This window comes from Paenibacillus sp. FSL K6-0108, from assembly GCF_045040695.1.
GTDB classification, from domain to species: Bacteria; Bacillota; Bacilli; order Paenibacillales; family Paenibacillaceae; genus Paenibacillus; species Paenibacillus pabuli_B.
This window is the reverse complement of record NZ_CP150288.1, coordinates 4,431,599-4,457,216: the sequence shown is the minus strand read 5'-3', so window position 1 is coordinate 4,457,216 and position 25,618 is coordinate 4,431,599. Positions and strand designations below refer to the sequence as shown.

General features: G+C 44.1%; 21 protein-coding genes. 13 read left to right on the top strand and 8 right to left on the bottom strand.

Annotation, left to right across the window (positions count from 1 at the left end):
- Positions 1–64 precede the first annotated feature (64 nt).
- Positions 65–631 (bottom strand): GNAT family N-acetyltransferase, encoded by a 567-nt coding sequence (locus MHB49_RS19965; RefSeq protein WP_247897876.1) that lies wholly within the window; start codon positions 629–631, stop codon positions 65–67.
- A gap of 197 nt (positions 632–828) precedes the next feature.
- Between MHB49_RS19965 and MHB49_RS19960 the strand changes: the two genes are divergently transcribed.
- Positions 829–2,451, top strand: coding sequence for a helix-turn-helix domain-containing protein (locus MHB49_RS19960; protein WP_405152714.1), 1,623 nt, complete (start codon positions 829–831; stop codon positions 2,449–2,451).
- A 22-nt stretch (positions 2,452–2,473) separates the two neighbouring features.
- A complete protein-coding gene (locus MHB49_RS19955) occupies positions 2,474–4,219 on the top strand; it encodes a sensor histidine kinase (RefSeq protein WP_405152713.1) in 1,746 nt (581 codons plus the stop codon).
- Between the two features lie 116 nt (positions 4,220–4,335).
- Here MHB49_RS19955 and MHB49_RS19950 read toward each other — a convergent pair whose 3' ends face one another.
- The 3 genes from MHB49_RS19950 to MHB49_RS19940 all read right to left on the bottom strand — a co-directional run bounded on the left by MHB49_RS19950 (position 4,336) and on the right by MHB49_RS19940 (position 7,826).
- Positions 4,336–5,226: a carbohydrate ABC transporter permease gene (locus tag MHB49_RS19950; protein WP_247897873.1), complete on the bottom strand. Its 891-nt coding sequence runs from the start codon at positions 5,224–5,226 to the stop codon at positions 4,336–4,338.
- A gap of 18 nt (positions 5,227–5,244) precedes the next feature.
- On the bottom strand, positions 5,245–6,135 hold the full coding sequence (locus MHB49_RS19945; RefSeq protein ID WP_405152712.1) for an ABC transporter permease: 891 nt from the start codon (positions 6,133–6,135) through the stop codon (positions 5,245–5,247).
- Positions 6,136–6,224: 89 nt separating this feature from the next.
- The gene (locus MHB49_RS19940) at positions 6,225–7,826 is read right to left on the bottom strand and encodes a hypothetical protein (RefSeq protein ID WP_405152711.1); all 1,602 of its coding nucleotides are present in this window, start codon (positions 7,824–7,826) and stop codon (positions 6,225–6,227) included.
- Positions 7,827–8,084: 258 nt separating this feature from the next.
- On the opposite strand from MHB49_RS19940, the gene MHB49_RS19935 reads away from it, so the two are divergent.
- Positions 8,085–8,549, top strand: a complete 465-nt coding sequence (locus MHB49_RS19935; RefSeq protein WP_247897870.1) for an NUDIX domain-containing protein — start codon at positions 8,085–8,087, stop codon at positions 8,547–8,549.
- A gap of 148 nt (positions 8,550–8,697) precedes the next feature.
- Here MHB49_RS19935 and MHB49_RS19930 read toward each other — a convergent pair whose 3' ends face one another.
- A complete protein-coding gene (locus tag MHB49_RS19930) occupies positions 8,698–9,045 on the bottom strand; it encodes a winged helix-turn-helix transcriptional regulator (RefSeq protein ID WP_405152710.1) in 348 nt (115 codons plus the stop codon).
- A gap of 134 nt (positions 9,046–9,179) precedes the next feature.
- Here MHB49_RS19930 and MHB49_RS19925 point away from each other — a divergent pair, with 134 nt between their 5' ends.
- The gene (locus tag MHB49_RS19925) at positions 9,180–10,094 is read left to right on the top strand and encodes a DsbA family protein (protein WP_405152709.1); all 915 of its coding nucleotides are present in this window, start codon (positions 9,180–9,182) and stop codon (positions 10,092–10,094) included.
- Between the two features lie 136 nt (positions 10,095–10,230).
- Positions 10,231–10,806 carry a hypothetical protein gene (locus tag MHB49_RS19920; protein ID WP_247897867.1) on the top strand — a complete coding sequence of 192 codons (576 nt, stop codon included), beginning with the start codon at positions 10,231–10,233 and terminating at the stop codon, positions 10,804–10,806.
- Positions 10,807–11,309: 503 nt separating this feature from the next.
- Here the strand turns inward: MHB49_RS19920 and MHB49_RS19915 are convergent.
- Positions 11,310–12,818, bottom strand: a complete 1,509-nt coding sequence (locus MHB49_RS19915) for an alpha-N-arabinofuranosidase (protein WP_405152708.1) — start codon at positions 12,816–12,818, stop codon at positions 11,310–11,312.
- Between the two features lie 209 nt (positions 12,819–13,027).
- On the opposite strand from MHB49_RS19915, the gene MHB49_RS19910 reads away from it, so the two are divergent.
- The 5 genes from MHB49_RS19910 (at position 13,028) to MHB49_RS19890 (ending at position 19,981) form a co-directional block, all read left to right on the top strand.
- Positions 13,028–13,960 carry an ArsR/SmtB family transcription factor gene (locus MHB49_RS19910; RefSeq protein ID WP_405152707.1) on the top strand — a complete coding sequence of 311 codons (933 nt, stop codon included), beginning with the start codon at positions 13,028–13,030 and terminating at the stop codon, positions 13,958–13,960.
- A gap of 229 nt (positions 13,961–14,189) precedes the next feature.
- Positions 14,190–15,038 (top strand): BglG family transcription antiterminator LicT, encoded by an 849-nt coding sequence (gene licT / locus MHB49_RS19905; protein ID WP_405152706.1) that lies wholly within the window; start codon positions 14,190–14,192, stop codon positions 15,036–15,038.
- Between the two features lie 152 nt (positions 15,039–15,190).
- Complete coding sequence (locus MHB49_RS19900) at positions 15,191–17,128, top strand: beta-glucoside-specific PTS transporter subunit IIABC (RefSeq protein WP_405152705.1); 1,938 nt, start codon at positions 15,191–15,193, stop codon at positions 17,126–17,128.
- Positions 17,129–17,215: 87 nt separating this feature from the next.
- Positions 17,216–18,682: a glycoside hydrolase family 1 protein gene (locus tag MHB49_RS19895; protein ID WP_405152704.1), complete on the top strand. Its 1,467-nt coding sequence runs from the start codon at positions 17,216–17,218 to the stop codon at positions 18,680–18,682.
- Between the two features lie 225 nt (positions 18,683–18,907).
- Positions 18,908–19,981: a phosphotransferase enzyme family protein gene (locus MHB49_RS19890; RefSeq protein ID WP_405152703.1), complete on the top strand. Its 1,074-nt coding sequence runs from the start codon at positions 18,908–18,910 to the stop codon at positions 19,979–19,981.
- 100 nt (positions 19,982–20,081) lie between these two features.
- Here the strand turns inward: MHB49_RS19890 and MHB49_RS19885 are convergent, their stop codons facing one another.
- A complete protein-coding gene (locus MHB49_RS19885; protein WP_405152702.1) occupies positions 20,082–20,933 on the bottom strand; it encodes an AraC family transcriptional regulator in 852 nt (283 codons plus the stop codon).
- Positions 20,934–21,109: 176 nt separating this feature from the next.
- Here MHB49_RS19885 and MHB49_RS19880 point away from each other — a divergent pair, with 176 nt between their 5' ends.
- Positions 21,110–22,516, top strand: a complete 1,407-nt coding sequence (locus tag MHB49_RS19880) for a glycoside hydrolase family 4 (protein ID WP_405152701.1) — start codon at positions 21,110–21,112, stop codon at positions 22,514–22,516.
- 90 nt (positions 22,517–22,606) lie between these two features.
- Here MHB49_RS19880 and MHB49_RS19875 read toward each other — a convergent pair whose 3' ends face one another.
- Complete coding sequence (locus tag MHB49_RS19875; RefSeq protein WP_405152700.1) at positions 22,607–23,494, bottom strand: LysR family transcriptional regulator; 888 nt, start codon at positions 23,492–23,494, stop codon at positions 22,607–22,609.
- A gap of 153 nt (positions 23,495–23,647) precedes the next feature.
- Here MHB49_RS19875 and MHB49_RS19870 point away from each other — a divergent pair, with 153 nt between their 5' ends.
- Positions 23,648–24,394, top strand: coding sequence for an acetoacetate decarboxylase (locus MHB49_RS19870; RefSeq protein WP_405152699.1), 747 nt, complete (start codon positions 23,648–23,650; stop codon positions 24,392–24,394).
- Positions 24,395–24,408: 14 nt separating this feature from the next.
- Positions 24,409–25,443 carry a ketopantoate reductase family protein gene (locus MHB49_RS19865; RefSeq protein ID WP_405152698.1) on the top strand — a complete coding sequence of 345 codons (1,035 nt, stop codon included), beginning with the start codon at positions 24,409–24,411 and terminating at the stop codon, positions 25,441–25,443.
- The last annotated feature ends 175 nt before the right edge of the window (positions 25,444–25,618 follow it).

The following is a 25,618-nucleotide window of genomic DNA, read 5'->3' as shown; positions in this document are numbered from 1 at the left end:
ACCACAAGAGCGGACAGGGCACACCAGTGCTTTGTTCGCTCTTTTAATCCATGGTTGGAATATATTAATTGAAATTTTTGTAATAAACGAAATGGTCTGTCCATTCATCATTTTCGTATATAAACCCTTTTCGAACACATTCAAATGCCATGCCCACACTTTCTGCGAGTTTCTTGGAGGGTATATTATCCAAATTAATATGGGCTTCAATACGGTGGAATTTTAAATGTTCAAATGCAATATGCAGAGCCTCACTTACGGCTTCTTTGCCGTAGCCTTTTCTCCAATACTGATTATGGATCGTATATCCGAAGCTTCCCCATTGAAAATCAGCTCTTGCTAAGGTAGCGATATCGATCATACCCAGATGCGTACCATCTTTTTTTCTAAACACTCCAAAAACATAAACGGCATCTGTACGTGCTAACTCTTGATGTCGATCTACCAGATGATGAAACCAATCCAGTGTACATTCGCTCATATCCATCTTGCCTTTATCGTGGCGGTGTTGGGAGGGTAAACGATTTTCAAACTCATTTAACCAGTTTACATAGTCGTCTTTCTTTAAAGGTCTTATTATTAATCGTTCTGTCTCTGAAATATAATCAAATTTTTCCGCTTTCAAATTCAACGTAACATCTCCTCTGGGGTGTCTTACTTTACCAAATGAAACAACCCAAGTTTATCATAGGATATATCTGTTGAGAACAACAACGAAAGGGACATCCATTTTGATTAGATATTACAATTAAAAAGGGAGGTTAGACATCTTTGCAACAATGGGTTTAATGGTAAAATAGTGAAAATGGTTCATGTTGGAGGATGCTCATGTATAAATTGATGATCGTAGATGATGAACTGCTCATGCGGGTCGGAATTCGTTCCATGCTGAATTGGGAAGAGTACAATTTTTATGTTGCTGGTGAAGCGGGGAACGGGAAAGAAGCATTGGAACTCGCACTAGAAGTGACCCCTGATCTAATTATTACCGATATCAAGATGCCAATCATGGATGGGTTAGAGCTCATACAAAAGGCATCTTGTTTAATGAAATCCTGCAAATATGTCATCCTCAGTAATTTTGACGAATTCCATTATGTTAAAGAGGCATTGAAGCTTGGCGCTGTAGACTACTTGATTAAAAGTGAGATTACAGAAACCTCTCTAATCGATCTCCTTGCAACCATGGAAGAGAAACTACAAAGTGAACGTGGCAGTCAGAACAACGTACCTTTGATGGCCCATGATTATTCCAAGAACCTGAGACATCTAAAGGATAGTTTTTTTCAGGATATTGTAAGCGGATTCATAAGTGGAAAGGATATGGCCTCCAAAACGAAAGAATTACATTTTCGTATACGATCAGACAAGTTGGTTGTCATCAAGTTTATTGTGAACTATTACGAGGAAGCGAAGAGGAAATATGTCGAGAAGGGGGAAAAACTACTCCGATTTTCGATTCTGAATATTATGGAAGAGATCATGCCATCCAAATGGGAGAAAGAGATTTTCGTGGAAAGCTCATCTGAATATTGGGTTATTGTCAATGTTCTTCCGGGCAGTGAGTCCGTGCAATCCGATCTAAACAAACTATGTAATAAGCTTATGTCTTCAATCAAGGATTTTATGAATCTGTCACTCACAGCGGGCGCAAGTACAATCGTTTCCGGCTTCCATGGCATAAGAAGGGCATGTCAGGAAGCGGAATTCGCCCTAAAACAAAGTTTCTTTAGCGGCAGTAACCAGATACTGTATTACGAGGATGTGATTCAAGCTCCACCCCGGAAAGAAGTGAATGGAATGCTCAGTCCAGAGCAAGAACGAGATTTCCTCAAATTATGGGTGAGTAAAGACAGCAAAAAGGCGGAGGAATTCCTTGAAGAGATTCGCTCTGATCTGGAGGTTCAACGAGCGGATGAGAGCAGTATTCGCAAGCAATATATTATGGTGATGGAAACCATACACTCCCATCTTTCACGAGCCATTGAAAGAGGAAAGTCTTCATTAACGGAGAGATCGCCATACGAAATTGTTCTGAAGGGAGAGTACTGGAAGGACATTCACCAAGATATGCTGGCTCATATTACGTATTACTTTCAAACGGATTCGCGGATCATGCAGGAGCGTTCATACACAGACCTCGCGATTGAGTTAATGGACAAGTATTACGCCGAGGATATTTCATTGCAAAGTATCGCTGGCCAAATCAGTGTCAATCCTTCGTACCTCAGCCGATTGTTTAAGCAGGAAAAAGGAGAGAACTTTATCACTTACCTGACACGAGTTCGGATTGAACATGCCAAGGCTTACCTATTGAGCAGGGAACTGAGGGTATATGAAATCGCTGAAAAGGTGGGCTACCATAATTACACGTACTTCAGTAAGATTTTTAAAAAATCGGTAGGATTCACTCCTGAGGAATATCGAGAACGACAGCAGGGGTTAATGTAATCCGTGAATAGAGGTGCAGCATATGAAGCATGCCCGGCTCTTGCGAATCAAGTACAAAATCATGGTGATATGCATAACAGTCATCATCCTTCCAGTACTTGTGATGACGATCAGTTCGTATTACTCCTCCGAACGGTTATTGGCGCAAAATTATACGAATCTGCTCACCGATCTGGCCAAGCAGACGAATATCCGCATCGACGAGTTCCTGAAGGAGATTGAAAAAATCACGCTGCTTGCCAGTAACGGACTTAGCGACAATTTATCTGCAACCCATGAAGGAAGCTTTCCGATCCAGGATTTTCTGCGAGATGGTGATGAACAAAATGAGATTGCCGCATACAATATTCTGATGAATTATATCATGATGAAGGATCGTGTATTCTCCATTTATCTCTACAATTTGAATGGAGGGCAAGATCTGTTCGTGAGCCCGAACCAGCCTATTGACCCGGACTTCAAAGTGGCGAACGAATTGTGGTTTAAAAAGTTCATGCATGATAATGATCGAACCATCACGTTAACAACCCGAATCGATGAGCAATTGGAGAATAAAATTCTGGCAGTGTCACATGCTCGCAAAATTCATGATGTGGCTAGCGGGGAACTGCTTGGCGTGATTGTCGTCAGCATTGATATAAAGTTCATTGAAATTGTTAATCGTAACTTGCAGGAAGGGCTGCGCTCCAGGTTCATGATCGTCGATGAGAATGACAAGATCGTATATAACGTGGATGACCGCTTAATCGGTACGTTGTTCCGGGACAATGTCCGTCCACCCGAATCAATGAATGTCGTAGTGACGAGTCCCCTTAGTCAGCAAAAATGGACAACCTACTTATACATGCCTTTGGATGAGTTGACTGCCGACGGCAAAATATTAGGACATAATCTGGTGACACTGGCCATTGTCATGGTTCTTTTTGCTGCGATCCTTTCAATATTTCTATCTCATGTTATCACCACTCCCATAAAGAAACTGCTGCGTAATATCGCTTTGGTCGAGAAGGGCCAGTTTGAACAAGTCGAACATATTCGTTCTCGCGATGAGATCGGGCATTTGTCGGTTCGATTCAACAAGATGTCATATGAATTGAAGCGTATGGTCGAGCGGATGCAGCAGGAAGAAATAGAGAAAGCAAAGGCTGAGATGCGTGCACTTCACGATCAGATCAAGCCTCATTTTCTGTATAACACGTTGGGCTCAGTGAAGTGGATTGCCTCCATGCAGCAGGCTGACAAAATCGTGGAAATGACAGATGCATTGATTTCAATGCTTCGTTATGCAACAAGATCCGATGGAACCCTTGTAACCATTCGTGAAGAAATCGATAATATAGCAAATTACGTAAGGATCCAGAATGTCAGGTACTACGACTGTATTCATATGAAATATGAGATTGAGGATAGACTGCTAGATTATCATATGCCCAAAATGATTCTGCAGCCCATTGTGGAAAATGCGATTTTTCACGGTCTGGCCGAACTCGAAGAGGACGGGATTATTACCATTCGAATTCATGCTCAGGACAGTAATATTGTAATTGAAATTCGCGATAATGGTATCGGAATGGATCAGTATACAATGCAGAACCTAATGGAAGAAAAGTCCGGTGCAGGTACGGGAACCAATGGGATTGGCCTGCATAATGTGCAGCGGCGTATTCAACTTCATTTTGGCAATTCCTACGGAATACAGGTGGCTAGTCAAATCGGGGAAGGGACGATTTTTACCATGCTGCTACCTGCCATTACGAAAACAATGTAATTTTAGAAGAATTTTTGCATACGTTTGCAATGATTGAACGATTTCAAGGATGTCTCGTAGAGTGAACACACCAAAAGAGCTTGCAGGATTATCTGCAAGCTCTTCTAATTATCCTTTTATCCTTTGACGCTACCGAGAACCAAACCCTTGGTAAAGTATTTCTGCAGGAACGGATACACGAGTAAAATCGGAATGGCACCCAAGAACATTTGAGCAGCACGTCCAGTTCTGGCGTTCATCATGGATAGAAGTTGAGTATAGTCGGATCCAGACTTCAACATGATTTGCTCAAAGCTCTGCAGCAGGGTCTGCAGGTAGCTTTGTAATGGATAATTGGCTGGATTGTTCATATAGATAATGCCATCGAACCACGAATTCCAGTGGGCGACGATACTGAACAAACCAACGGTTGCGAGAGCTGGTTTGAGGAGCGGGAGGAGTATACGAAGCAAAACCTGTACAGGCCCAGCACCATCGATAATGGCTGATTCTTCAATCTCCTCGGGCAACCCCCTAATGAAATTCATGAGGATAATCATACTGAATACGGGGAGAGCCCCAGGCAGGATCAGAGACCATATGGAATCGATCAGCCCCATTTTGACGACAACGAGATAGGTTGGAATTAGTCCTCCACTGAATAACATGGTTACTATGAAAAATCCCATATAGATATTACGCCCCATCAATTTTTGCTTGGATTTGGAGAGGGGATAAGCCGTGAGTACGATCAGAACCAGATTCACCAAAGTTCCGATAACGGTTCGTTGAATGGCTACCCAGAGAGAGGAGAAAAATGATCCTCCCGTTAGTGCAAATTCATAGGCCTTTGTTGTAAATTCCACCGGCCAGAACGTAACACTCCCCGCAGATACTGCTGCGCTGCTGCTGAATGATACAGCCAACAGGTTAATAAACGGCAGGATACACAGGAGAGAGATTAGAAGCAATATGAAGTAGTTTAGGATAAGAAACACACGCCTGCTCAGACTTTTATCATAGATCATAGTATCCGTTCCTCCTTCTTAGAAGATGCGATAGCCTGCCACCCTGTAGGCCAGGATGTATGATACGGCAACCAGAACACTGGAAATGATGGATTTGAACAATCCGACAGCGGTACCAATCGAATACTGTGCCTGCTGAATTCCCAGACGGTATACATAGGTGTCAATAATATCACCGGTCTGATAGACGACAGGGGAGTAGAGATTATAGATTTGGTCAAAGCCAGCATTGAGGACATTTCCAAGTGACAACACGGTCATTAAGACAATCGTTGGCATGAGGAGGGGCAACGTAATGTAGATGGTCTGCTTCCAGCGTTTGGCTCCGTCAATCACCGCGGCCTCGTAAAGTCCCGGATCAATACTGGTCAGGGCTGCCAAATAAACAACCGTGCCAAACCCGAAGCCTTTCCATATGTCACTTACGATCATCGTCCAAGGAAAAATAGAGGGTGTGCCAAGAAAGGAGATCGGCGCAATCCCGAATACGCCCAGAAACGTATTGATAATGCCATCGGAGCTAAGGATATCCAGCATGATGCCGGCCATAATGACCCAAGAGAGGAAGTTCGGAATGTAGACGAGTGTTTGGAATGTACGTTTGATTCCACTGTGAAGTACCTCGTTGAGCAGTAATGCAAAAATAACGGGCACGATTATACCACCAATAATCTTGAAGACAGACATGTACAATGTATTCCAGATCGTTCTTACGAAGTTCGGCTGATTAAAGATGTGCGTAAAATTATCCCATCCTACCCATGGGGAATTGAAACCGAGGCCCGGATTGTACTTCTGAAACGCGATAATAAGTCCGTAGAATGGGATGTAACTAAAGATGAAGACCAGGACCAGGCTTGGGATCAACATGAGGTGGTAAGCTTGCTGTTGCTTCCATTTTCTCAGCATTCGTATTCCTCCGTTCTTGGCGCGATAAAGTTGTAACCGCTGCCAAGAAGAGACGAGAACATTCCCATCCCTTCTTGGCAACAGACTTATTATTTTCCGTATGCCTCATTGACGGCCCGGGTTGCGTCATCGCCTCCGGCTGCTCGCCAGTTCTGAACAATCACATCGAAATAATCGATACTTTCGCTGCCCATAATGATCTTGGTGAAGCCCTCCGTCAGGATATCATCCAAGGTGGTTCCATAGCTTGAAAGGATCTCTGGTGTAACACCCCATAAGGCTGTCTTCGTATAGTTTTCGCTGTCGAGTACTTTTTTGGCAAGACTATACGCATTTTTAGGAGCACCTTGTTGCAAATAATCACCGACCGCTCCTGGTGTTGCGTTCTCCATGAATTCAACACTATTATTATATTTTTGCCACATACCCGAAGTCGTGAGTCCACTGGTATCCTTGGATTCAAGGGCAGCCGACACTGCCTCAAATTGCTCGTAATCCGAATTCGGATTCAGTACACGAAATGCTCCCACCACATGAGCAATATCATTGTCCAATAGGGCGGATAACGTTTCTTTCGATTCCTTGCCATTGCCTTCATCCACGATATAAGCATAATCGTTCAAAATCTGGATCACTTGTTCAGGGCTCTTGAACCCCTTCTTCATGACAATATAATTGTTGTTAGCGAAAAAGATGGATTGTTTGGCTTCCTTCCCATCGACGGTAGGAATGATATAAGGATAGAAGATAGCGTCCTTACCCAAGTTGGATACCGTATCGACACCCGGATTATAACCCCACCATTGGTAATAAGGCTGCATTCCCACTTTGCCAGCGACAATGTCCGCGTTCATCGCGTTGAAGTCTTTGATTGCAAATTCCGGATCAATGATGCCTTGCTTGTACCATTCTGACCACTCAGCCAGCGCATTCTTCATCTCAGGCTGCACGGAGCCATACACGAGTTGTCCACTGTTATCCTCCATCCACATATCCGGATGCGCATTCCATGCGATAGCGAGCAGGTTGAGGTAATCCAACGATTGGTCTACTGCTATGCCATAACCGCCGTGCTTTTCCATGAATTTCAGTGCGATATTCTTAATGTCTTCCACAGATTTTGGATCCTGGAGTCCTAATTCTTCTTTCCAGTCGTTCCGAATCCAGATGAAGTCTGGTTGTTCAATTAATCCCCAGTGCATCTGCGGTATGCCGTACAGCTTACCGTCCTTCTTTCCGGACTCGTAACTGTCTGCATCCGCTTCCATATAACCTTTGAGACGATCCGAAGCGTGTTGATCAAAGACCTCGGAAAGGTCCATGACCATATCGGCTTCGACCAACTGCCTCAGTTGAGATGGGTTAACCCTGAAGACGTCTGGAAGATCGTTCGATGCGATAGCCAAATTCAATTTGGTATCGTACTCATCGCTGACCCAGTCTGTTTTCACATCGATATTAAACTTCTCTTTGTAGCGCTTAATCCACACATTGTTGGTGATATCGTCGCCCTTTGGATATTTTGCAGAAGAGTATTCAGATGTTACGGTGTGAATGGTTGTCGTTCCAGCCTCGTTGGAATCCGGATCCGTCGTTGAACCTTTCTCAGCACCGCTTCCATTGCTACAGGCTGCGAGTAATAAGGTTGACATGCACACAGACAAGACTAAAGCTTTCGTTTTCTTGTTCATTTCTTTTCCCCCTTATCAGTCAGAATCAATAACGCTTTCTTTGAAATATTCTAAACGAGAAAGGTGGAACGTGATATAAAGGTTATTGACGAGAACCCGTATGTTTTTTTACTTTTGAGTCGTAGTGAAGAAAAGATAAATGAGCTTTGTGTACTTTTTTTACTTTATACTCCTTCTTTTTTTACTCATGTTAATTGTTCAGAATTTGTTTAGATGTATGTGTTAAAATATTCTTCACAAAATATATGGGGGCTTACAATGGAGAGGAAGATTAGAAATTCTGCAAAAGCATTAATTATCAAAGATGGGAGAATGCTGGCGATTAGGCAGGAAGATAATGGTGATATAATCTATACCTTGCCTGGTGGAAGCCAGAATGCAGGTGAAACACTGACTGAGGCTGTGAAGAGAGAAGTCGCAGCAGAAGTCGGAGTAGATGTAGAGCCTTTATCATTGGAATTCGTCATTGAAGGTGTCTATGGTGCAGCTCTTCATCGTGTAGATTTTGTTTTTTTATCCGAATACATAGGTTTAATGGACAATGACAGTGCTATTCTGCCAAGTGACGAAAATCAAATAGAGTATGAATGGCTTGAACTTAAAAATTTGATCCAATTGCCTTTATTGCCCTCAAAATTACGGAAGCAGATCGTTAGGTTGGTTGAGGGAGAACAAACGGTTATGTATTTAGGAAACGAGGAAGATGACGACCTGAATCGTTAGATGTGCACACGGCAGCCTTGTATGTATAAAGGAAAGGCTATTTCATAGGACGTAATGGTCCAGTGAAATAGCCTTTTTGCCGTTGAACAGAGTGTACTGAGTGATTCGGAAATGAACATCCAGACGAAGGCGTTACACAAGGTCAGAATTATATATCTTGTTCCTTCATACCTGCTGTCATATTTTTCTGACCCCACATTACCACGGATTCGATTATAGGAACCAATTCCTTGCCCGATTCTGTGAGCGAATATTCCACTCTCGGTGGTACCTCATTATATTGCTCCCGATGTACGAGGCCGGAATGAATCAAATCCTTCAAACAGTTTGTTAGCATCGTTCCGGTAATGCCAGGCAGTCTTCTTTTTAATTCATTGTAACGTATACATTCATTTTCACTGAGGATTGCCAGGATTGGAAGATTCCACTTGCCTCCAATGACCTGAAATGCATAAGTCGCAGGACATAACTGATCGAAATTAAACTCGTATTTCACTTGATACCCTCCAATAGTATACTTTTTGATACTAAGTCAGAAAAAGAATCGTACTTGTTCAGAAGATTGTAGATATTATAATCAAACTAACACAAGAAAATCAATTCTTAAGACAAGATAAAGGCGGGATATACGTGAGTAACGAATCTATGATGTGTGATCTGGAAACAGGCATATGTGGTGTGAGCGAAGAAGAGGCTATGCAAAAAATCAATCTAAATCGCGTTGAAAAAAGGATAACTCTTTATTACGCAACAGATCCGATCTGCTCTCACTGCTGGGCGCTTGAGCCTGTGCTTCATCGGTTTGTTGAGGAATACGGCCATTATTTTTCGATGCAAACCAAAATGGGCGGGTTACTGGCTAACTGGAACGGTTTCTCGGATGGTGCTAACGGGATTCAGAAGCCTTCGGACGTTGCAGAGCATTGGAAGGAAGTGGGTGAGCATTCACGCATGCCGATCGACGGTTCCTTATGGCATGATAATCCAATACTTTCTTCCTATCCTCCATCTCGCGTTTTTAAGGTCATTCAGAGTACACACCCTGGTAAAGAGCATGAATTTTTAAGACGTGTGCGTGAAGCCGTGTTTGCATTTAATCGAAATATTGGAGAAGATGATGTGCTGAACGATATCGTCAATCAACTGGGCTTGAATGGAAAAGAAGTGGTTGAGGCGGCTGCACAGCAATCGGCACAAGAGTTATTAGAGGAAGACTTCGAGCATGTCGCTAGTTTGGGAGTTAGAGGTTTCCCATCCATTATCATTGTAAATGAAGAGAACCAAGGTATGAAAATTGTCGGAGTGCGTTCTCTTGAAACCTATGTGCAAGCACTTCAGATGGTGTTGGGAGTTGATCTGCAACCCAAACAGATTACCTCGTTGGAGCAGAAAATGAATGAGGGACACCTTCTTTTTTCTAAAGAAATAGAAGTCATGTACAATATCGAAAAGAGTGATGTTGCTTCATATGTGACATCTGAATTGGCAGAGAACACATATCGTGTGGGTCATATTTTGAATGAGATGTATATTGAGCATATCTGAGGAAAAAACAAGAAATCTGTAGTAGCACGTCGCGTAGGAATCTTCCTGCTTCGGCACACGGATGTGTTATTCGCACAGGCAAGTCGTCCACCCATTGCGTAGACTGAAGTAGATCAAGTCAAGTGAGGTGAATTCCATGGCGAAGACCACTGAAATACACGTCAAGGCAAAACGGCTTAAGGATCGTCCAGTCTGCGTGACTCTTCATAATGGCGAAACGTACGTTGGCTACATCTCAGATGTCAATCACGCAGGAGTAGTGATTACCGGGGGCGGAAAGCTTACTCAGGCCGCAATTACAGCATCCTCATCTGAAGGCAGTACTCGCAAAGCTAAACCTAAAGCAGGTGCTGTGAGAAAAACAGCATCCTCTCGAAACCGTAAACGGGGCAACAGCACTCGAAAGTCGCAGGTACGATCCCGGTCGATGTCTCGTTCAACTTCCCGGCAAGCTCAGGTATCTTCATTCATGCCTATGTTAGGCTCATTGTTAGGTGGCTTTGGCGGACTTGGCGGTGCAGGCTCGATTGGAGGTATGTTAGGCGGGGGTATGCGGTTGTTTGGCATGATCCAGCGGTTTACACCTGTGGTCAAAATGGGGTATGGCATGATTAAGCAGATTAAGCCATTTATGGGGGCTGTTCAAGGGCTGATGACTCCAGCAAGCCAAGCAGCTCAGGGTGAAGTCGAAACGGAAGAGAACGAGGACTAAACCATTGCTCATACAAGAAAGGAAAATGAAAGCTGCTTCCCGTGCTCGATGGAGGCAGCTTATTTGCATACCGTTGAAACCCAAAATGGTGCTCTCGAAAAGAATTTCCCTTGGCAGCAAGTGCTAACGAACCTACCACATCTTATTAGACCGATAATCAAGATATAAAAATTGTAACGAACCTCAGTAAAGCTATTGCTCTATAAAATGGCTTCTGATCCTGAAAGGGTAGTGTGTTTGCCGAAATAACGTCTCTGTGATTCGTTACACATCAAATCTGCGCAAAAGAAAGCGAATAGCATGTGTGAGATTCATTAGATCATTTTCAGCGATTCGCGCAAAGCAGGTTTCCTTGGAACAGTGAACGCGAATAAGGGGCCTTCCCAGTCATCGGTATGACTCATGGGACGGCCCCTCACTATATTGATCTTGCGTAGCATTGAAACACGCATGGTAATTTGGGCTATTTTAACAAAAAAAGATAGTTCGCTTACTAATTTTAATTAAGCCTGTTTGGTTTTCAGGCGAATCACGTTCCATGACGCTTTGTTCAGCACAGCTTGAACTTTACCTTGATCCACTGTTGTGTGTCCGCCATTGTGTGGAAGGACGTTGCGTGGATTTTCTTTGGTATTCGTAGCCTTCAGATCGTTGTTTTCCAGTACGATGTGCTCTACAAATGTGGTTTCTCCGAAAGAACGCAGATCCACATTCAATTCCAATTGCTCATCCAGATGTCTGTTCACCGCAAAGATCGTGATCGTGCCGTTCTCTTCATCGTGCACACTGATCGCTTCGAGATAAGGCACATCTGTAAAGTCTTTGGAATCATATTTAGGAGAAGTTGTGATGGAACGCAGAACCGTTCCGCGTCCAAAGTTGGATGCATGCAGAAACGGGAAGTATGTTGTCTGGAACCAGATCGCGCCGTTATTTTCCGTCATGATTGGTGCAATGGTGTTAATCAGCTGAGCAAGGCAAGCCATTTTAACACGGTCAGCATGTTTGAGAATGGTGATCAGATAACAGCCCACTGCCAGTGCATCTTCATGTGTATACACATCTTCAAACTCTGGAGGGGCAATCTGCCAGCGCTCTTCCATACGGCTTGTGCCAATGGATTTCCACACATTCCATTCATCCAGCGACAGCATCAATTTCTTTTTGCTGCGTTTCTTGGCTTGTACAAAATCACAGATCGAAGCCACACTATCAATAAATTGATCCAGATCCAGCGAGGTCGCGAGGAAGTCATACGTGTTGTCTTTGTTGTTATTGTAATACTGATGCAGGGACAAGTAGTCCACATTTTCATAGGTGAGATCAAGCACAGTTGCTTCCCAATCTGCAAATGTCTTCATGTCACGGCTGGAGCTGCCACATGCGACGAGTTCGATGTCTGGGTCAACCCACTTCATCGCTTTGGCTGTCTCGTTCGCAATACGGCCATATTCATATGCGGTCATCGCACCAATCTGCCAAGGACCGTCCATTTCGTTGCCGAGGCACCATGTTTTGAATTTATGTGGATCTTTATATCCGTGAGAGATACGCAGATCACTCCAGTATGTGCCAGATGGGTGGTTGCAGTATTCGACCAGATTTCTGGCCGCATCAATGCCGCGAGTACCCAGATTTACAGCCATCATCACTTCGGTTCCAACCCGTTTGGCCCAATCTGCAAATTCGTTTGTTCCTACAGCATTCGTTTCGATCGTCCACCAAGCCAGCTCAAGTCTGCGTTTGCGCTCCGCTACCGGACCAACGCCGTCCTCCCAATTGTAACCGGATACGAAATTGCCACCCGGGTAACGAACGATGGGCACGTTCAGCGCCTTGATCGCTTCAATAGCGTCCTGACGGAAACCTTGAGCATCCGCAGTAGGATGACCTGGATCATAAATACCGCCATATACAGCCCGTCCCAAATGTTCTACAAATGAACCGTATACACGAGGGTCTACTTCCGCAATCTGGAAATCTTTATCAATAAGCATCTTGGATGTAAGCATGGGAAAACCTCCATAGAATTAATTTTAGATGTATAAGAAACTTTATTTGATGATGAGTTCGCATAAAAGCAAAATCAACTCATTGATTTGTTATCTAATGTGTATCATAATGCTATTATATTGAGCAAGTTCATTTTACAGGGTTCGCTAAATAACGAATCCTAAACCACTAGTATATTGGGTTTTATAGAGATAAGGGAGTGAAGTTCATGATGCTTGGCACGGATGCCTCATCCTTGATTATATATGAAGCGCTCGCGAGCGAGGCTCGTTTAAATATCGTTCGTTTATTATTGCAAAACAGGGAAATGCATATCAATGCGCTTGCCAAAGAGCTGTATCTGAGCAAAGCCATCGTTAGTACACATGTGAGCAAATTGCAGAAAGCGGGCATCGTAGGCAGCCGCATGAAGCGTGAGAACGGTGGAACGTACAAATACTGCTATATTCTGCAAGAATTCATGACGATCAATCTCTCTCCTGAACCAGTCGATGCTCCGTACCATGAAGTCTCTATTCCGGTTGGTCATTATACAGATTATGAAGCTTGGCCGACCTGTGGCATTGCCACTACAACGCAAATGATTGGTCAATATGATACACCAGCCTGTTTCATGGACCCGGATCGGGTCAACGCGGGCATTCTTTGGTTCGCACGTGGCTTTCTGGAATATAAGATTCCGAATTATCTGAATACAGAACAGCATCTCCAGGAAATTGAAATTTCACTCGAACTCAGTTCGGAAGCACCCCAAGTCAATGAAAACTGGCCTTCCGACATTCGCTTTTCCCTTAATGGCAAACACCTGGGAACATGGACAAGCCCAGGGGACTTTGGCGATCGGAAAGGCAAGCATACACCGCTATGGTGGAAATTGGACGTCAACCAGTATGGTGTTCTGAAGGTGCTGCGTATTAACGGAGAAGGAACGTTTATTGATGGCCAGCGTATCTCGGATGTGCGTATCCATGATCTGCAGCTGGATTCTTCCACGTACTGGACATTGGGATTAAGACCGGAAGAAGGGGTACCCGGTCGTGGCGGACTTACGCTGTTCGGGAAAGGGTTCGGTAACTTCGATCAGGACATTTTGATTCGGTACTATTACGAGGCAAGGGAATCTACAACTCCTAATGTATAAAATGCCGTCTTTTATGTCATTTTAATAAGACAATAATCACCTAGACGAAGTGTAAGAAAAATCCTTTGTATTGGTATTGACAACGATTACATCAGTGGTGTAAGATACAGCTAAATAAGGAGTGTCACTGATTCGATCAGGCACCACCACAGTCTGGATTTCACAAGTTTGTTTGACTTGTGTTCGGGACCATGGTGGTGCTTTTTTGCATATTGGGGGTGAGAACATCATGAGGTTCAAAAAAACGTTAAACAACAACATCGCCCTGGCAGAGGATGCCGAAGGCTGTGAAGTCATTGTGATCGGAACCGGAGTTGGTTTCAAAAAAGTGAAAGGACAACCGATTGCACGGGAACAGATTCAAAAAACATTTCGAATCGGCTCAAATGACAAATACCAGCGATTGGAGCAATTTTTTAATGACATCCCGCTGCAAGTCATAAACGTCACCGATCAAATCATTGAGCATGGTCGGAACCAAATCGGTAAAAAGCTGAACGATTCCGTCCTGCTCACCCTGGCTGATCACATTCACTTTGCGCTGGATCGCTACAAGAGTGGTGTGAACATGCAAAATCCGCTTCACTGGGATATCCGTCATCTGTATCCTGTGGAATACCGTATCGGAGCCTATGCCGTCGAACGAATTAACGAAGCTTTTGAGGTATGTTTGCCATCGGCAGAGGCAAGCTCCATCGCTCTTCATTTTGTGAATTCGCAGTTTGATTCCGGCAGTATGAATCAAACGATCAAGATAACCCAAATGATTAATGACATTTTAGGTATCATGACGGATCATTTTGGAATGGCACTGGATCAGGAAACCACTGATTTTTCCCGTTTTGTTACCCATCTCAGATACTTCATCGTTCGACAATTGAACAGGGAACTACTTTCCTTCAAGGATCAGCAGTTTCTGTATGATGTATTGTCGGAGCGATACCCGTCCAGCTTCCAATGCGCACTTAAGATAAAGGAAGCGATGGAGCAGCAGCGCGGATTCGCGATTACTCCCGATGAGATGGTATACCTCATGATTCACATCGAGAGAGTGACATCCCGTTCCGACACGGGTTGATCTCTATAAACCAGCTTGGAGTTATACCACATGATTATGAATATGGAGTGTTACTGATTCGATCAGGCACCACCAAATGTTTCCGACTCCGCTACCTATGGCGGGCCGGGTTGGCATTTGGTTTTTTTTCGCCCAAAAAAGGAGGAAGCAGCATGAATCATCGGGAGTTGTCGAAAGAAATCATTCACTTAACAGGAGGGCAAGGGAACATAACACAAGTCTGGCATTGCATCACACGGCTGCGATTCAATGTTCGTGATGAAAATGAGGTTCAGCTCGAGCAGATCAGAGCATTGGACGGTGTGCTTGGAGCCCAGTTTCAGAGTGATCAGTTTCAAGTCGTCATCGGAAATAAGGTCGCGGCAGTGTATGAAGAGATTGAGGATCAACTGAAACAGGATGGCAAACCGCAACCCGAAGCAAGTGCTCCCCGTTCCAGAGGCATTAATGCAGTACTGGATACAATCTCGGGTATCTTCACTCCCATCCTTCCTGCCATCATAGGCACAGGTATGCTGAAGGGTATTCTGGCTTTACTGGTTACACTCGGAGCAATCCATGAGACAAGTGGAGAATATCAGATTCTGTCATCTGTAGCGAATGCAGCCTTTTATTTTTTACCTTTTCTGCTTGCTGTCTCGTCTGCCCGCAAGTTCAAAGTCAATGAATATATTGCCTTGACCCTCGCAGGCACGTTATTGTATCCAACCATCCTGAATGCATATCTGGCAAATCAGCTGGAGCCGATACGTTTTCTATCACTGCCCGTGTCCATTGTGAATTATACCCAGTCTGTCATTCCAATCATTCTGGGTGTGTGGCTTCTGAGTTACGTTCATCGCTGGGTGGATCGATTCATTCCTGGCCCGGTCAAAGTGATCTTCACCTCGATGATTGTATTGGTTATCACGGTTCCCATTCTGCTCATTGCCATTGGGCCACTTGGGAATTACATCGGTATCTATCTGGAAATGGGTACATCCTGGCTTTTTGCTCATTCAGGTCCGTTGACCGGAATTGTTCTTGGTGGATTAATGCCATTGATCGTCATGACAGGCATGCATTATGCGTTTTTCCCGGGTACGCTGCAGAACTTGAGCAAACTCGGATATGACGTGCTTTTGCTGCCGATCAACCTTGTGACCAATATGAGTCAGGCGGGTGCAGTTGCTGCCGTGTTTCTCAAAACGAAAGACAAGACTATGAAATCCATAGCCTTATCCAGCGGCATCTCTGCCTTGCTCGGCATCACGGAGCCAGCGCTGTATGGGGTAACACTGAAGTTGAAAAAACCATTTTATGCTTCACTGATCGGTGGGGCCGCTGGTGGCGGGTTTATTACTGCAGTTGGTCTAAAGTGCTTTGGTTTTGCCGTGCCGGGACTGCTGGCCCTCCCGTTATACATTGGCCCAGGGGGAGGCATGGCTAACTTCTGGTATGCTCTGATCGGCATCGGCATCAGCTTTACCGTTTCCTTCATACTGACTTTACTGCTCAAGTGGGATGAGCCGAACACACATCGTATTGCCGTATCCGGTTCATCCCAGCATGAATCCCAGACGCAACAAGCCACAACAACTGTTTTGACTGATGAAGAGGCAAGAGCCGTAACCGTGCATTCAATTGAAGAAAAGAAAGGCGAAGTATTCAGCCCGCTCACTGGCGAAGTCGTGCCGCTTGCATCGCTACCGGACAAAACCTTTGCTGAGGAGATGACCGGAAAAGGTATTGCCATTCTTCCGCAGGAAGGACGCGTAACAGCCCCATTTGATGGGATCGTCACCATGGTTGCCAAAAGCAAACATGCCGTCATGTTAACGTCGACGAGCGGGATTGAAATTCTTATTCACGTTGGATTGAACAGTGTATCGCTCAAGGGGAAATTTTTTGACGTGAAGGTTACTGCCGGACAAGAAGTGAAGAAGGGTGATCTGCTTTTGGCGTTCGATATGGATGGCATCCGGGATGCTGGGGTTAATCCGGTCACACCGGTGATCGTAACAAATACGCCAGATTACCTTGACGTGGTACCGGTTCAGGTGAAGGGGGTGATTCCGATGAATGAATTACTTCTCCTCACCGTTCGTTAACAGCTGTATGAAGGCGTACCTTTTTTAAAAGCACTCACGAACAATATAAAACTAACTTGTATTCACCCAAAAAAGGAGAGAAACCACATGACAAAAACAATTAAACACTCATTTCCTAAAGGATTCTTATGGGGAGGAGCTACCGCAGCCAATCAGCTCGAAGGGGCATATGATGCAGATGGCAAAGGTCTCTCTACTTCAGACATGGCACCTTATATCCCTCATGAAGAGCGTAATGGTAAAGATTTTACTTTTGATGTGGATTCCGTTCAGCTGGAAGAATATCTGAGCGGTAACTCAGACGTCTACTTTCCAAAACGGAATGGTGTGGATTTCTATCATCGCTATCAAGAAGACATTGCATTGTTTGCAGAAATGGGTTTCAAAGTGTTTCGTCTTTCGATCGCGTGGACACGCATCTTCCCGACAGGAGAAGAAGCTGTTCCCAATGAAGCTGGACTTGCCTTCTATGATAACGTGCTCGACGAACTCTTGAAATACGGCATTGAGCCGCTCGTAACGATCTCGCACTACGAAATGCCTGTAGAATTAACTCGTAAATATAACGGCTGGGAAAGCCGAGAAATGATCGACCTGTATCTGAAATTTGCCAACACACTTTTTGACCGTTACAAAAACAAAGTGAAATACTGGATCACCTTTAACGAGATGAATATGATGCTGACAAGCCTGTACACCGGCGGCGGCATTCTCGAAGATAAAATTAAAGGTTCGCAGGAACAGGTGGCATATCAGGCGACTCACCATCAATTTGTGGCAAGCGCACTGGCTGTTAAGAGCGGTAAAGAGAAAATGCCGAATGCTCAAATCGGCTGTATGATCTGCCGCCTGGAGACGTATGCTGCCTCCAGCAAACCGGAAGACGTTCTGCAAACACTGAAGGAAGATCAGATGAACTTGTTCTATCCGGAAGTACAGGCAAGAGGTGAATACCCGTCTTACATGCAACGTTACTTTGCAGAACAGGGGATCGAACTGGTCAAAGGACCCGAGGATGATGCGATTATCCGAGATAACACAGTGGACTTTATCGCGTTCAGCTATTACATGACGTATATTGGAAAGTACGATCCGAATGATAACAGCAACTCCGGCATGTTGGTTAGTCAGATTAAAAATCCGCATCTCAAAGCTACCGAGTGGGGATGGCCTATCGACCCAATCGGTCTGCGTATTGCACTTAACCGGTTGTATGATCGTTACCGGATGCCACTCTTCATCGTGGAGAACGGACTGGGTGCAAAGGATACACTGGAAGAGGATGGAAGCGTACATGATTCCTACCGGATTGAGTACCTGCGCAGTCATATCGAGCAGATGAAAGAAGCTGTAGCTGATGGCGTGGAATTGATGGGCTTCACCAGTTGGGGTCCAATTGATATCATTAGCTGTTCAACTTCGGAAATGGGCAAACGATACGGATTTATTTACGTGGATCAAGACAACGCAGGACACGGTTCACTAGAAAGAACCCGCAAGGATTCGTTCTACTGGTACAAACAAGTTATTGAAACGAACGGAGAAATCCTGTAATTATAAAAAAAATTCATAAGCCGCCCATATGGGCGGTCTTTATTTTTGTACTAGCCAATTAAGGGATATTTACGTAAAATTGTGATATTCAAACAATAGGAGTGAATTCAATGTCTAACAAGGTGATTGTGCTTTAGGTTCACAAAAGGATAGCTCGTTACAGAATTCCTTTTGTGAACATTGCAGTGCGGGAAACCGTCCCAACAATGTTTACTGGAGGAGATCATGATTAACTTTAACGAAGCTGTTAACATTAGCAATACGCATGTACTCGCATTGGTATCCGAGCTGTTTCATCTGGAGGGTTACAATATTCAGCTTATTCCTCCTCATGAGGGTGGGCGGAATGTCGTTTACACTTGCGAGCAAGAGGGATGTGAATCGCTAATTCTCCGAGTGTCTTTTATGCCTGACAGAAAGCGGGAAGATTACATTGCCGAACTGGAATATGTACGGTATTTATTTGAGCACGGTGCAAGTGTCTCGAATGTAGTCAGCTCGAAAAAAGGCCATCTGTTCGAAGAAATCACTTATGATGAGCATACGTTCTTTATCTGTATGTTTGTGAAGGCCAAGGGAAAGTTGCTGGTAGAGAATCATTATCAGTATCGTGAAGGGGTTCCGCTTACCGAATACTATTATAATAGCGGCAAAGTTCTGGGCAAAATGCATCAGCTATCCAAAAGCTATGTACCCCTTCATAGCAGGCATCATTTTTTGGACAAATATAATACGGAGTATATCGAGAGGTTGGTCCCTGAATCATACTCTCTGCTCAGAAGCAAAATGGTGGAACTTCTCCAAGCAGTAAAAGAATTGGGGTCGAGCCAGGAGACATTGGGCATGATTCATTTCGATTATAATGACGGGAATTATTCGATCGATTTTGATACGGGACAAATCACGGTATATGATTTCGACAATTCCTGTTTGGGCTGGTACATGTTTGACCTCGCAAGTTTGTGGATCAACGGAGTCGGTTGGATTCAATTTGAAGCTGAAGCGGACAAACGTAAACAGTTCATGGATGAGTATTTCCAAACCGCGCTCGCCGGATACACATCAGAAACCCAGGTTTCTGATACCATGCTGGAGAAGCTGCCTTTATTTATTCAAGTCAGCCTTTTGGAGAATATTGTGGATCATTTTGAGGTGATGCAGCGCGAAGGGGAGGAGCCGGAAGAGGATGACGAGGTTCTGTTATATCTGATTAAATGTTTGGAAGAAGATATACCCTACAAAGGATTCTTCCGTGAGATATATTCCACTGAGGCTCCTTTTGAATATGAGGAACGTTGAAGGAATCTATACTCAATCTTAAACGATGAATAATCCATAATGCAGCAAGTAAAGAGGCAGCCGGCATAAGCCGGTTGCCTCTTTGTGTAGCTACAGGACTCTATTCAAATTTGGAAGGAGGTACGTTGTAAAATTTTTTGAATGCTTTGGAGAACGTAAAGGGATCAGGATAACCCAGAAATCCGGCAATTTGCTGAATCGTATATTTTTTCTCGTACAGGTAGTCTCTGGCCCGGTTCATTTTGATTTGATTGATGTACTGCCCTGGTGTAATACCCAGAATTCTCTTGAACAAAGAAATAAAATATTTTTCGGAGACGCCGGCAATAACCGCAAGCTCGTTCACTCGGATGGCACGATGCAGATTCGTATCCACGTAGGGGAACACGTTCTGTAGAACTTCCAGACTTGCTTCAATTTTCCTCGGTTTTCGGTCTTTCAAGAATTCACCGTGATAGAAGCCTTGCCCATGTAATTCGAAAATTTTGGCGATCACGAGAAGAAGAGCGGCTTTCATGTAAAGTGTACTTCCGGAAGCGCCGCTACTCTGCTTAAACCTTCGATAGGACGAGGTGAACAGCGTTGATTCCTCCTGAATCAGGTTACCAGGTACGATGCCCGGGAGTTGAAACTCGCCAAGAATGCGCTTCTGCTCAGCGATGCTGAAATCAAAGTGCATGTATACAAATCGGCACAGATCTCCGGTCGTCGAAGCAATATAGGGCATATCTGGATAAAAAAACACGACGTCACCCGTTTGCGCCATATGTTCAATTCCATCGATGGTGATCTTGACGGCTCCCGATGTAATGAACCACAGATCATAATCGGAATGAGACTTGTGTTCCGTCCAATTGCTATCGTGCGTTTGCTCCAAATAAGAGCTCATGCGAAGTGTGATATACTCCGAAAGTTCATCGATTATACTCATCTTTACAGTTCCCGCATGCATCTAATCCAACCTAATCCTCTCCACTTTATGACATCCTTTATTTTTCACTATCATAACAAAGGATTTATCTCTTGTTAACTATCGTACGATATGACATGTTTTGAAAACTATCACACATTCCGATTCCAGCCTACTCCCCTATAATGAACTTATATCGTTACGAGGAGGGGTTATGGATGAATGTTACAAGCACACAACATCCAAAGGTAGTCGTAATTGGAGCAGGAAGCCTGTTTTTTGGTCGTCAGTCCATCTGGCAGATGGTTCACTCCCCATATTTGAATCAGGGAACGCTGGCTTTGGTGGATACGGATGAGGAACGGCTCTCGAAAATGGTAACACTGGCAGACAGGGTTGCCCGGGAGAACAACGTGTCCTTAAAGATTGAGGGTTCGGTGGATCGAAGACAGGTGCTTCCGGGAGCCGACTTCGTTGTGCTAAGCTTTGCGGAGCAATCGGTGAAATATCGGGGTATCGACTGCCAGATTTCTCTAAAGTATGGCATTCGCATGTGTTCTGGCGATACGATTGGCCCGGGCGGAATCTTTCGCGCGATGCGGGAACTGCCGGTTATTATGGAATGCGCCAAAGACATTGAGGAGCTGTGTCCTGATGCCTGGGTGATCAATTATATTAACCCGTCTACCGTGCATGGCATCGCATTACATCGCTATGCACCGAAGCTTAAATCTTTTGCACTGTGCGATAGTCATCATATGCCGCATAAAAAAGCCTATTACGCCGTACGAGCCGGGATCATTGGAGACAATAGCCAGTTTACGGAAGAGATCAACCAGAAATTCGATTTTCGTATCGCTGGTGTCAATCATTTCACTTGGCTGCTCAAAGCCGAATATGAAGGAAAGAATGTAATGCCCACAATCGCAGAAGCCATGCGTAAGCTGGCAGGTGACGAGAACAACGGCGGTGATCGGGGCGCAAAAGCTCTTTTTAACGATGCAATTACTTACGAACTGTATGATATTTTCGGAATCATTCCTACCTGTACGGCCCATACGAAGGAATACGTTCGGTATTGGCAAGGACTTGGCAAAACTGCGGACACAATCCCCCCATTATCGATCTGGGAGACAGAGGACAGGTATGAGCGTCACGATGAAATGTGGCGTCAGGTGGAGGACTTTCTTGCTGGAAATATCCCGATTGCTGATTACATGAACACGTTCGGACCGGATCATGCGACCGATATCATCGAGAATATGGTGGGGAACTTGGGCAAAAAGTTCTTCATCAATACACTCAATCAAGGCGCGGTAACCAACATGAATGCGGATTCGTTCCTGGAATTACTGTGCGATGTAGATATGGACGGAGTGAAACCACTCCATGTAGGCGAGATGCCGCGTGGGATAAGAGGGATGCAAGAACTTGTGCTGGATACCCATGAGCTTACGGTGGAAGCTGTGCTGGGACAGAGCTACGAGAAACTGAGAAGGGCGATGCTCACCGACCCGCTCGTGAATTCCATTAGTGATGCAGACAAGATCATCCACGAATTGTTGGAACTGGAGCGTGAGATGATTCCGGACGTTTGGTACAAGGATAGACTGCAATACAGCTAAGAGTAGATAACGATCAAAGACCATGTTCCCTTCAAGAGGAGTAGCATGGTCTTTTTTTATTATTTAACATTTTTCATTTGTTAAGATATTCTACTCCACTTTATATAGGCCCGCATTTTCTGCATAGTACGAAGTAATAAAATCACGAAATTCTCCAACAGAAGGAGATAACCATTTTTGTTTGACCCAGGATAGACTAATTGGATATATCGCTGAATCATCAGCAATTTTTACATAACTTAACCCGAGTGTTCTACATACGGAGATAGGAAGCAATGCAACACCCTGATTAAGCCTGATAATTTCGAGCAGGGTATGGGAATCAACTTCAAATGCAAGATTAGGGAGAAAGCCTGCTTTTTCACAGAGCATGGTGGTAAATCGGCTGTACTCCTTATTATCCGCAAGGGAAATAAAGGGCTCACTAGCAACAACACGTAATGAAATGCTTGTCTCCCCGCCGTATGCATGATTTCTGGGCACAACCAAGACAATATCCTCCTCGACCAGGACAACACTCTCAATCTCCTCATCCTGAATCGGATGCCCTGTAATGCCCAGATGCATGTCACCTTTCTTCAATCCTGTAATAATTTCACTGCGGGTCCCGATACCCTGATGAAGCTTGGTTTCGGGAGAACCGTTGATGTAGTCACTAATGAGGCCAGTGAGAAATCGGGTGTTCGTAATGGAGATCCTGATTGTATTGGATAATTGCTTTTCCTCCGCTTTAATCTCCATCTCAGCATTTTCAATTTCGATAAAAATTCGGTTTACGTGCTTCAATAGAATCTCACCTGAGGAATTCAATTGAATGTTTCGTCCTCTTCTATGAAATAAGGGGGTACCCAGTTCATCCTCAAGTCTTTTGATCGTCAAGCTTAGGGAAGGTTGAGCAATATTCAATTGTGCAGCTGCCTTGGAGATATGTTCAGTGTAGGCAACGGTCTGAAAATATTTGAGCTGAAGCAATTCCATTCACGCGCACTCCTTATTTATTATGATAAATATATATAGTACTTATTATGTATTATATTAAATTTAAATATTGATGTAGAATTTTTTTTATGAGATACAGTTCAAATTTTTATATAACAAAACTTAATTAAATCTATAAGGTAGGTGTCTTTGATGAAAATCGATGTGAATAACATAGCTAAAAATCTGAATACACCCCTAACGGCTCCGGCTTACCCGATGCCACCGTACAAATTCGTGAATCGTGAATACTTGAATATTATTTACCGAACCGATGAAAAAGCGCTGCGGGCCGCCGTACCAGAACCCCTGGAAATTACTGAACCTTTGGTTAAATTCGAAGTGATGTGGATGCCGGATGTTTCCGGACTGGGTGCCTATACAGAGGCTGGACAAGTTATCCCTGTGCAATTCAATGGGGAGGAAGGCGATTATGTGCATTCGATGTATGTAGACAATTTCCCCGCGATTGCAAGTGGTCGAGAGCTCACCGCCTATCCGAAAAAGCTGGGTGCGCCCAAGTTGTATACCGATTCAGATACACTTGTCGGCACACTTGATTATGGAACGCTGCGTGTAGCCACGGCAACCATGGGATATAAACATGTGGAGATGGATAAGGAGCTCGCCAAACGCGAAATATGCCGACCTAATTTTATGATTAAGATTGCTACCGACTATACCGGGAATTTAAGAATATGTGATCTGATCCGTACTCAAATTACGGATATCGAAGTGAAGGAGGCCTGGACAGGACCTGCCAGGCTTCAACTGTTTGAACATGCGTTGGCACCTCTTGCAGATCTGCCTGTGTTGGAAGTTGTGTCCACTTCTCATATCCTCACCAACTTAACCTTGAACGCTGCACAACCTGTATATAACTACTTGGAAGAGAAATAAGGAGGAACAATAAAATGAGAATTGCAATTGTAGGAGCAGGATCTTTGGGAACCATTGTAGGCGCATACCTTGCGGATGGCGGAATGGACGTTGAGTTAATTGATGCATATCAGGAACATGTAGATGCTTTAAATCAGACGGGCGCTAAAGTGACCGGTACCACGGAGTTTCAGGCAAAAGTAAAAGCCATTACTCCTGAGCAGAAATCAGGACAATATGACCTCGTTTTACTTTTGACCAAACAACTGTATAACGATTCCATTCTTCAGGAATTACTTCCATTCTTGAACGAAGACAGTATAGTGTGTTCCTTGCAGAACGGGATTCCGGAAGAAAAAGTGGCTTACATCGTGGGTGAACAACGCGTCGTTGCAGGCTCCGTTGAGTTTGGCGCTACGTTCATTGAACCAGGTGTATCCAGTCTCACAACGGAGTATACGCAATTTAAGCAGTATGCTTTTCAGATTGGCGAATTAAATGGTGAGATGACCGAACGAATTCAACGCGTGAAATCGGTGTTGGACCTTGTGGGTGGAACACATATTTCTGATAACCTGGTGGGAACCAAATGGTCCAAATTGCTGATCAACAATGCATTCAGTGGATTATCCGCTGCATTGAATGGGGAATATGGGAACATTATGGATCATGAAGCTGGCATTGCGAGTGCGGCTCATATTGCGGACGAGACGATTAAAGTTGCTCGCGCCAATGGAGTCACTTTGGTTAAAATGAATGGATTCGACATCGCCTCACTTGAACTGAACAGCGAAGACGATATCCCCGAGCGGGTGAAAACATTACGTTATGTGATGGAGCCCTCCAGACTGCTCAAAGCAAGCATGCTTCAAGATCTGGAGAAGAACCGCAAAACGGAAATTGATTACATTAACGGAGTAGTTTCAAGCAAAGCAGAAGGCACCGGAATTGCGACACCTTATAATGATTTAGTTGTAAAACTGGTCAAATCTGCTGAAGAAACACAAACCGTTCCTCATTTTGACACGAACATAAAAGCTTTTGAAGAACTATTAGGTGCACAAAAATAAATTCACATGTTTACACTGAAAGTCGCTATTATAGCGACTTTTTTGTTGTAGGGGTTAATCTTCCCGGACTTGATTTTAAGACGGGATAGAGTGTTCTTCATGATTTTTATTTCCTAACATTATACAAAAAGGGAAATTAATTTTGATATAATATAACTTGCTTGTTATTTTACTA

What these genes read in the sequence shown, in the direction of transcription:
- MHB49_RS19960 (WP_405152714.1), top strand. Translation starts at nt 829, where the DNA reads ATGTATAAATTGATGATCGTAGATGATGAACTGCTCATGCGGGTCGGA.
- MHB49_RS19955 (WP_405152713.1), top strand. Translation starts at nt 2,474, where the DNA reads ATGAAGCATGCCCGGCTCTTGCGAATCAAGTACAAAATCATGGTGATA.
- MHB49_RS19950 (WP_247897873.1), bottom strand. Translation starts at nt 5,226, where the DNA reads ATGATCTATGATAAAAGTCTGAGCAGGCGTGTGTTTCTTATCCTAAAC.
- MHB49_RS19945 (WP_405152712.1), bottom strand. Translation starts at nt 6,135, where the DNA reads ATGCTGAGAAAATGGAAGCAACAGCAAGCTTACCACCTCATGTTGATC.
- MHB49_RS19940 (WP_405152711.1), bottom strand. Translation starts at nt 7,826, where the DNA reads ATGAACAAGAAAACGAAAGCTTTAGTCTTGTCTGTGTGCATGTCAACC.
- MHB49_RS19935 (WP_247897870.1), top strand. Translation starts at nt 8,085, where the DNA reads ATGGAGAGGAAGATTAGAAATTCTGCAAAAGCATTAATTATCAAAGAT.
- MHB49_RS19920 (WP_247897867.1), top strand. Translation starts at nt 10,231, where the DNA reads ATGGCGAAGACCACTGAAATACACGTCAAGGCAAAACGGCTTAAGGAT.
- MHB49_RS19915 (WP_405152708.1), bottom strand. Translation starts at nt 12,818, where the DNA reads ATGCTTACATCCAAGATGCTTATTGATAAAGATTTCCAGATTGCGGAA.
- MHB49_RS19910 (WP_405152707.1), top strand. Translation starts at nt 13,028, where the DNA reads ATGATGCTTGGCACGGATGCCTCATCCTTGATTATATATGAAGCGCTC.
- licT (WP_405152706.1), top strand. Translation starts at nt 14,190, where the DNA reads ATGAGGTTCAAAAAAACGTTAAACAACAACATCGCCCTGGCAGAGGAT.
- MHB49_RS19900 (WP_405152705.1), top strand. Translation starts at nt 15,191, where the DNA reads ATGAATCATCGGGAGTTGTCGAAAGAAATCATTCACTTAACAGGAGGG.
- MHB49_RS19895 (WP_405152704.1), top strand. Translation starts at nt 17,216, where the DNA reads ATGACAAAAACAATTAAACACTCATTTCCTAAAGGATTCTTATGGGGA.
- MHB49_RS19890 (WP_405152703.1), top strand. Translation starts at nt 18,908, where the DNA reads ATGATTAACTTTAACGAAGCTGTTAACATTAGCAATACGCATGTACTC.
- MHB49_RS19885 (WP_405152702.1), bottom strand. Translation starts at nt 20,933, where the DNA reads ATGCATGCGGGAACTGTAAAGATGAGTATAATCGATGAACTTTCGGAG.
- MHB49_RS19880 (WP_405152701.1), top strand. Translation starts at nt 21,110, where the DNA reads ATGAATGTTACAAGCACACAACATCCAAAGGTAGTCGTAATTGGAGCA.
- MHB49_RS19875 (WP_405152700.1), bottom strand. Translation starts at nt 23,494, where the DNA reads ATGGAATTGCTTCAGCTCAAATATTTTCAGACCGTTGCCTACACTGAA.
- MHB49_RS19870 (WP_405152699.1), top strand. Translation starts at nt 23,648, where the DNA reads ATGAAAATCGATGTGAATAACATAGCTAAAAATCTGAATACACCCCTA.
- MHB49_RS19865 (WP_405152698.1), top strand. Translation starts at nt 24,409, where the DNA reads ATGAGAATTGCAATTGTAGGAGCAGGATCTTTGGGAACCATTGTAGGC.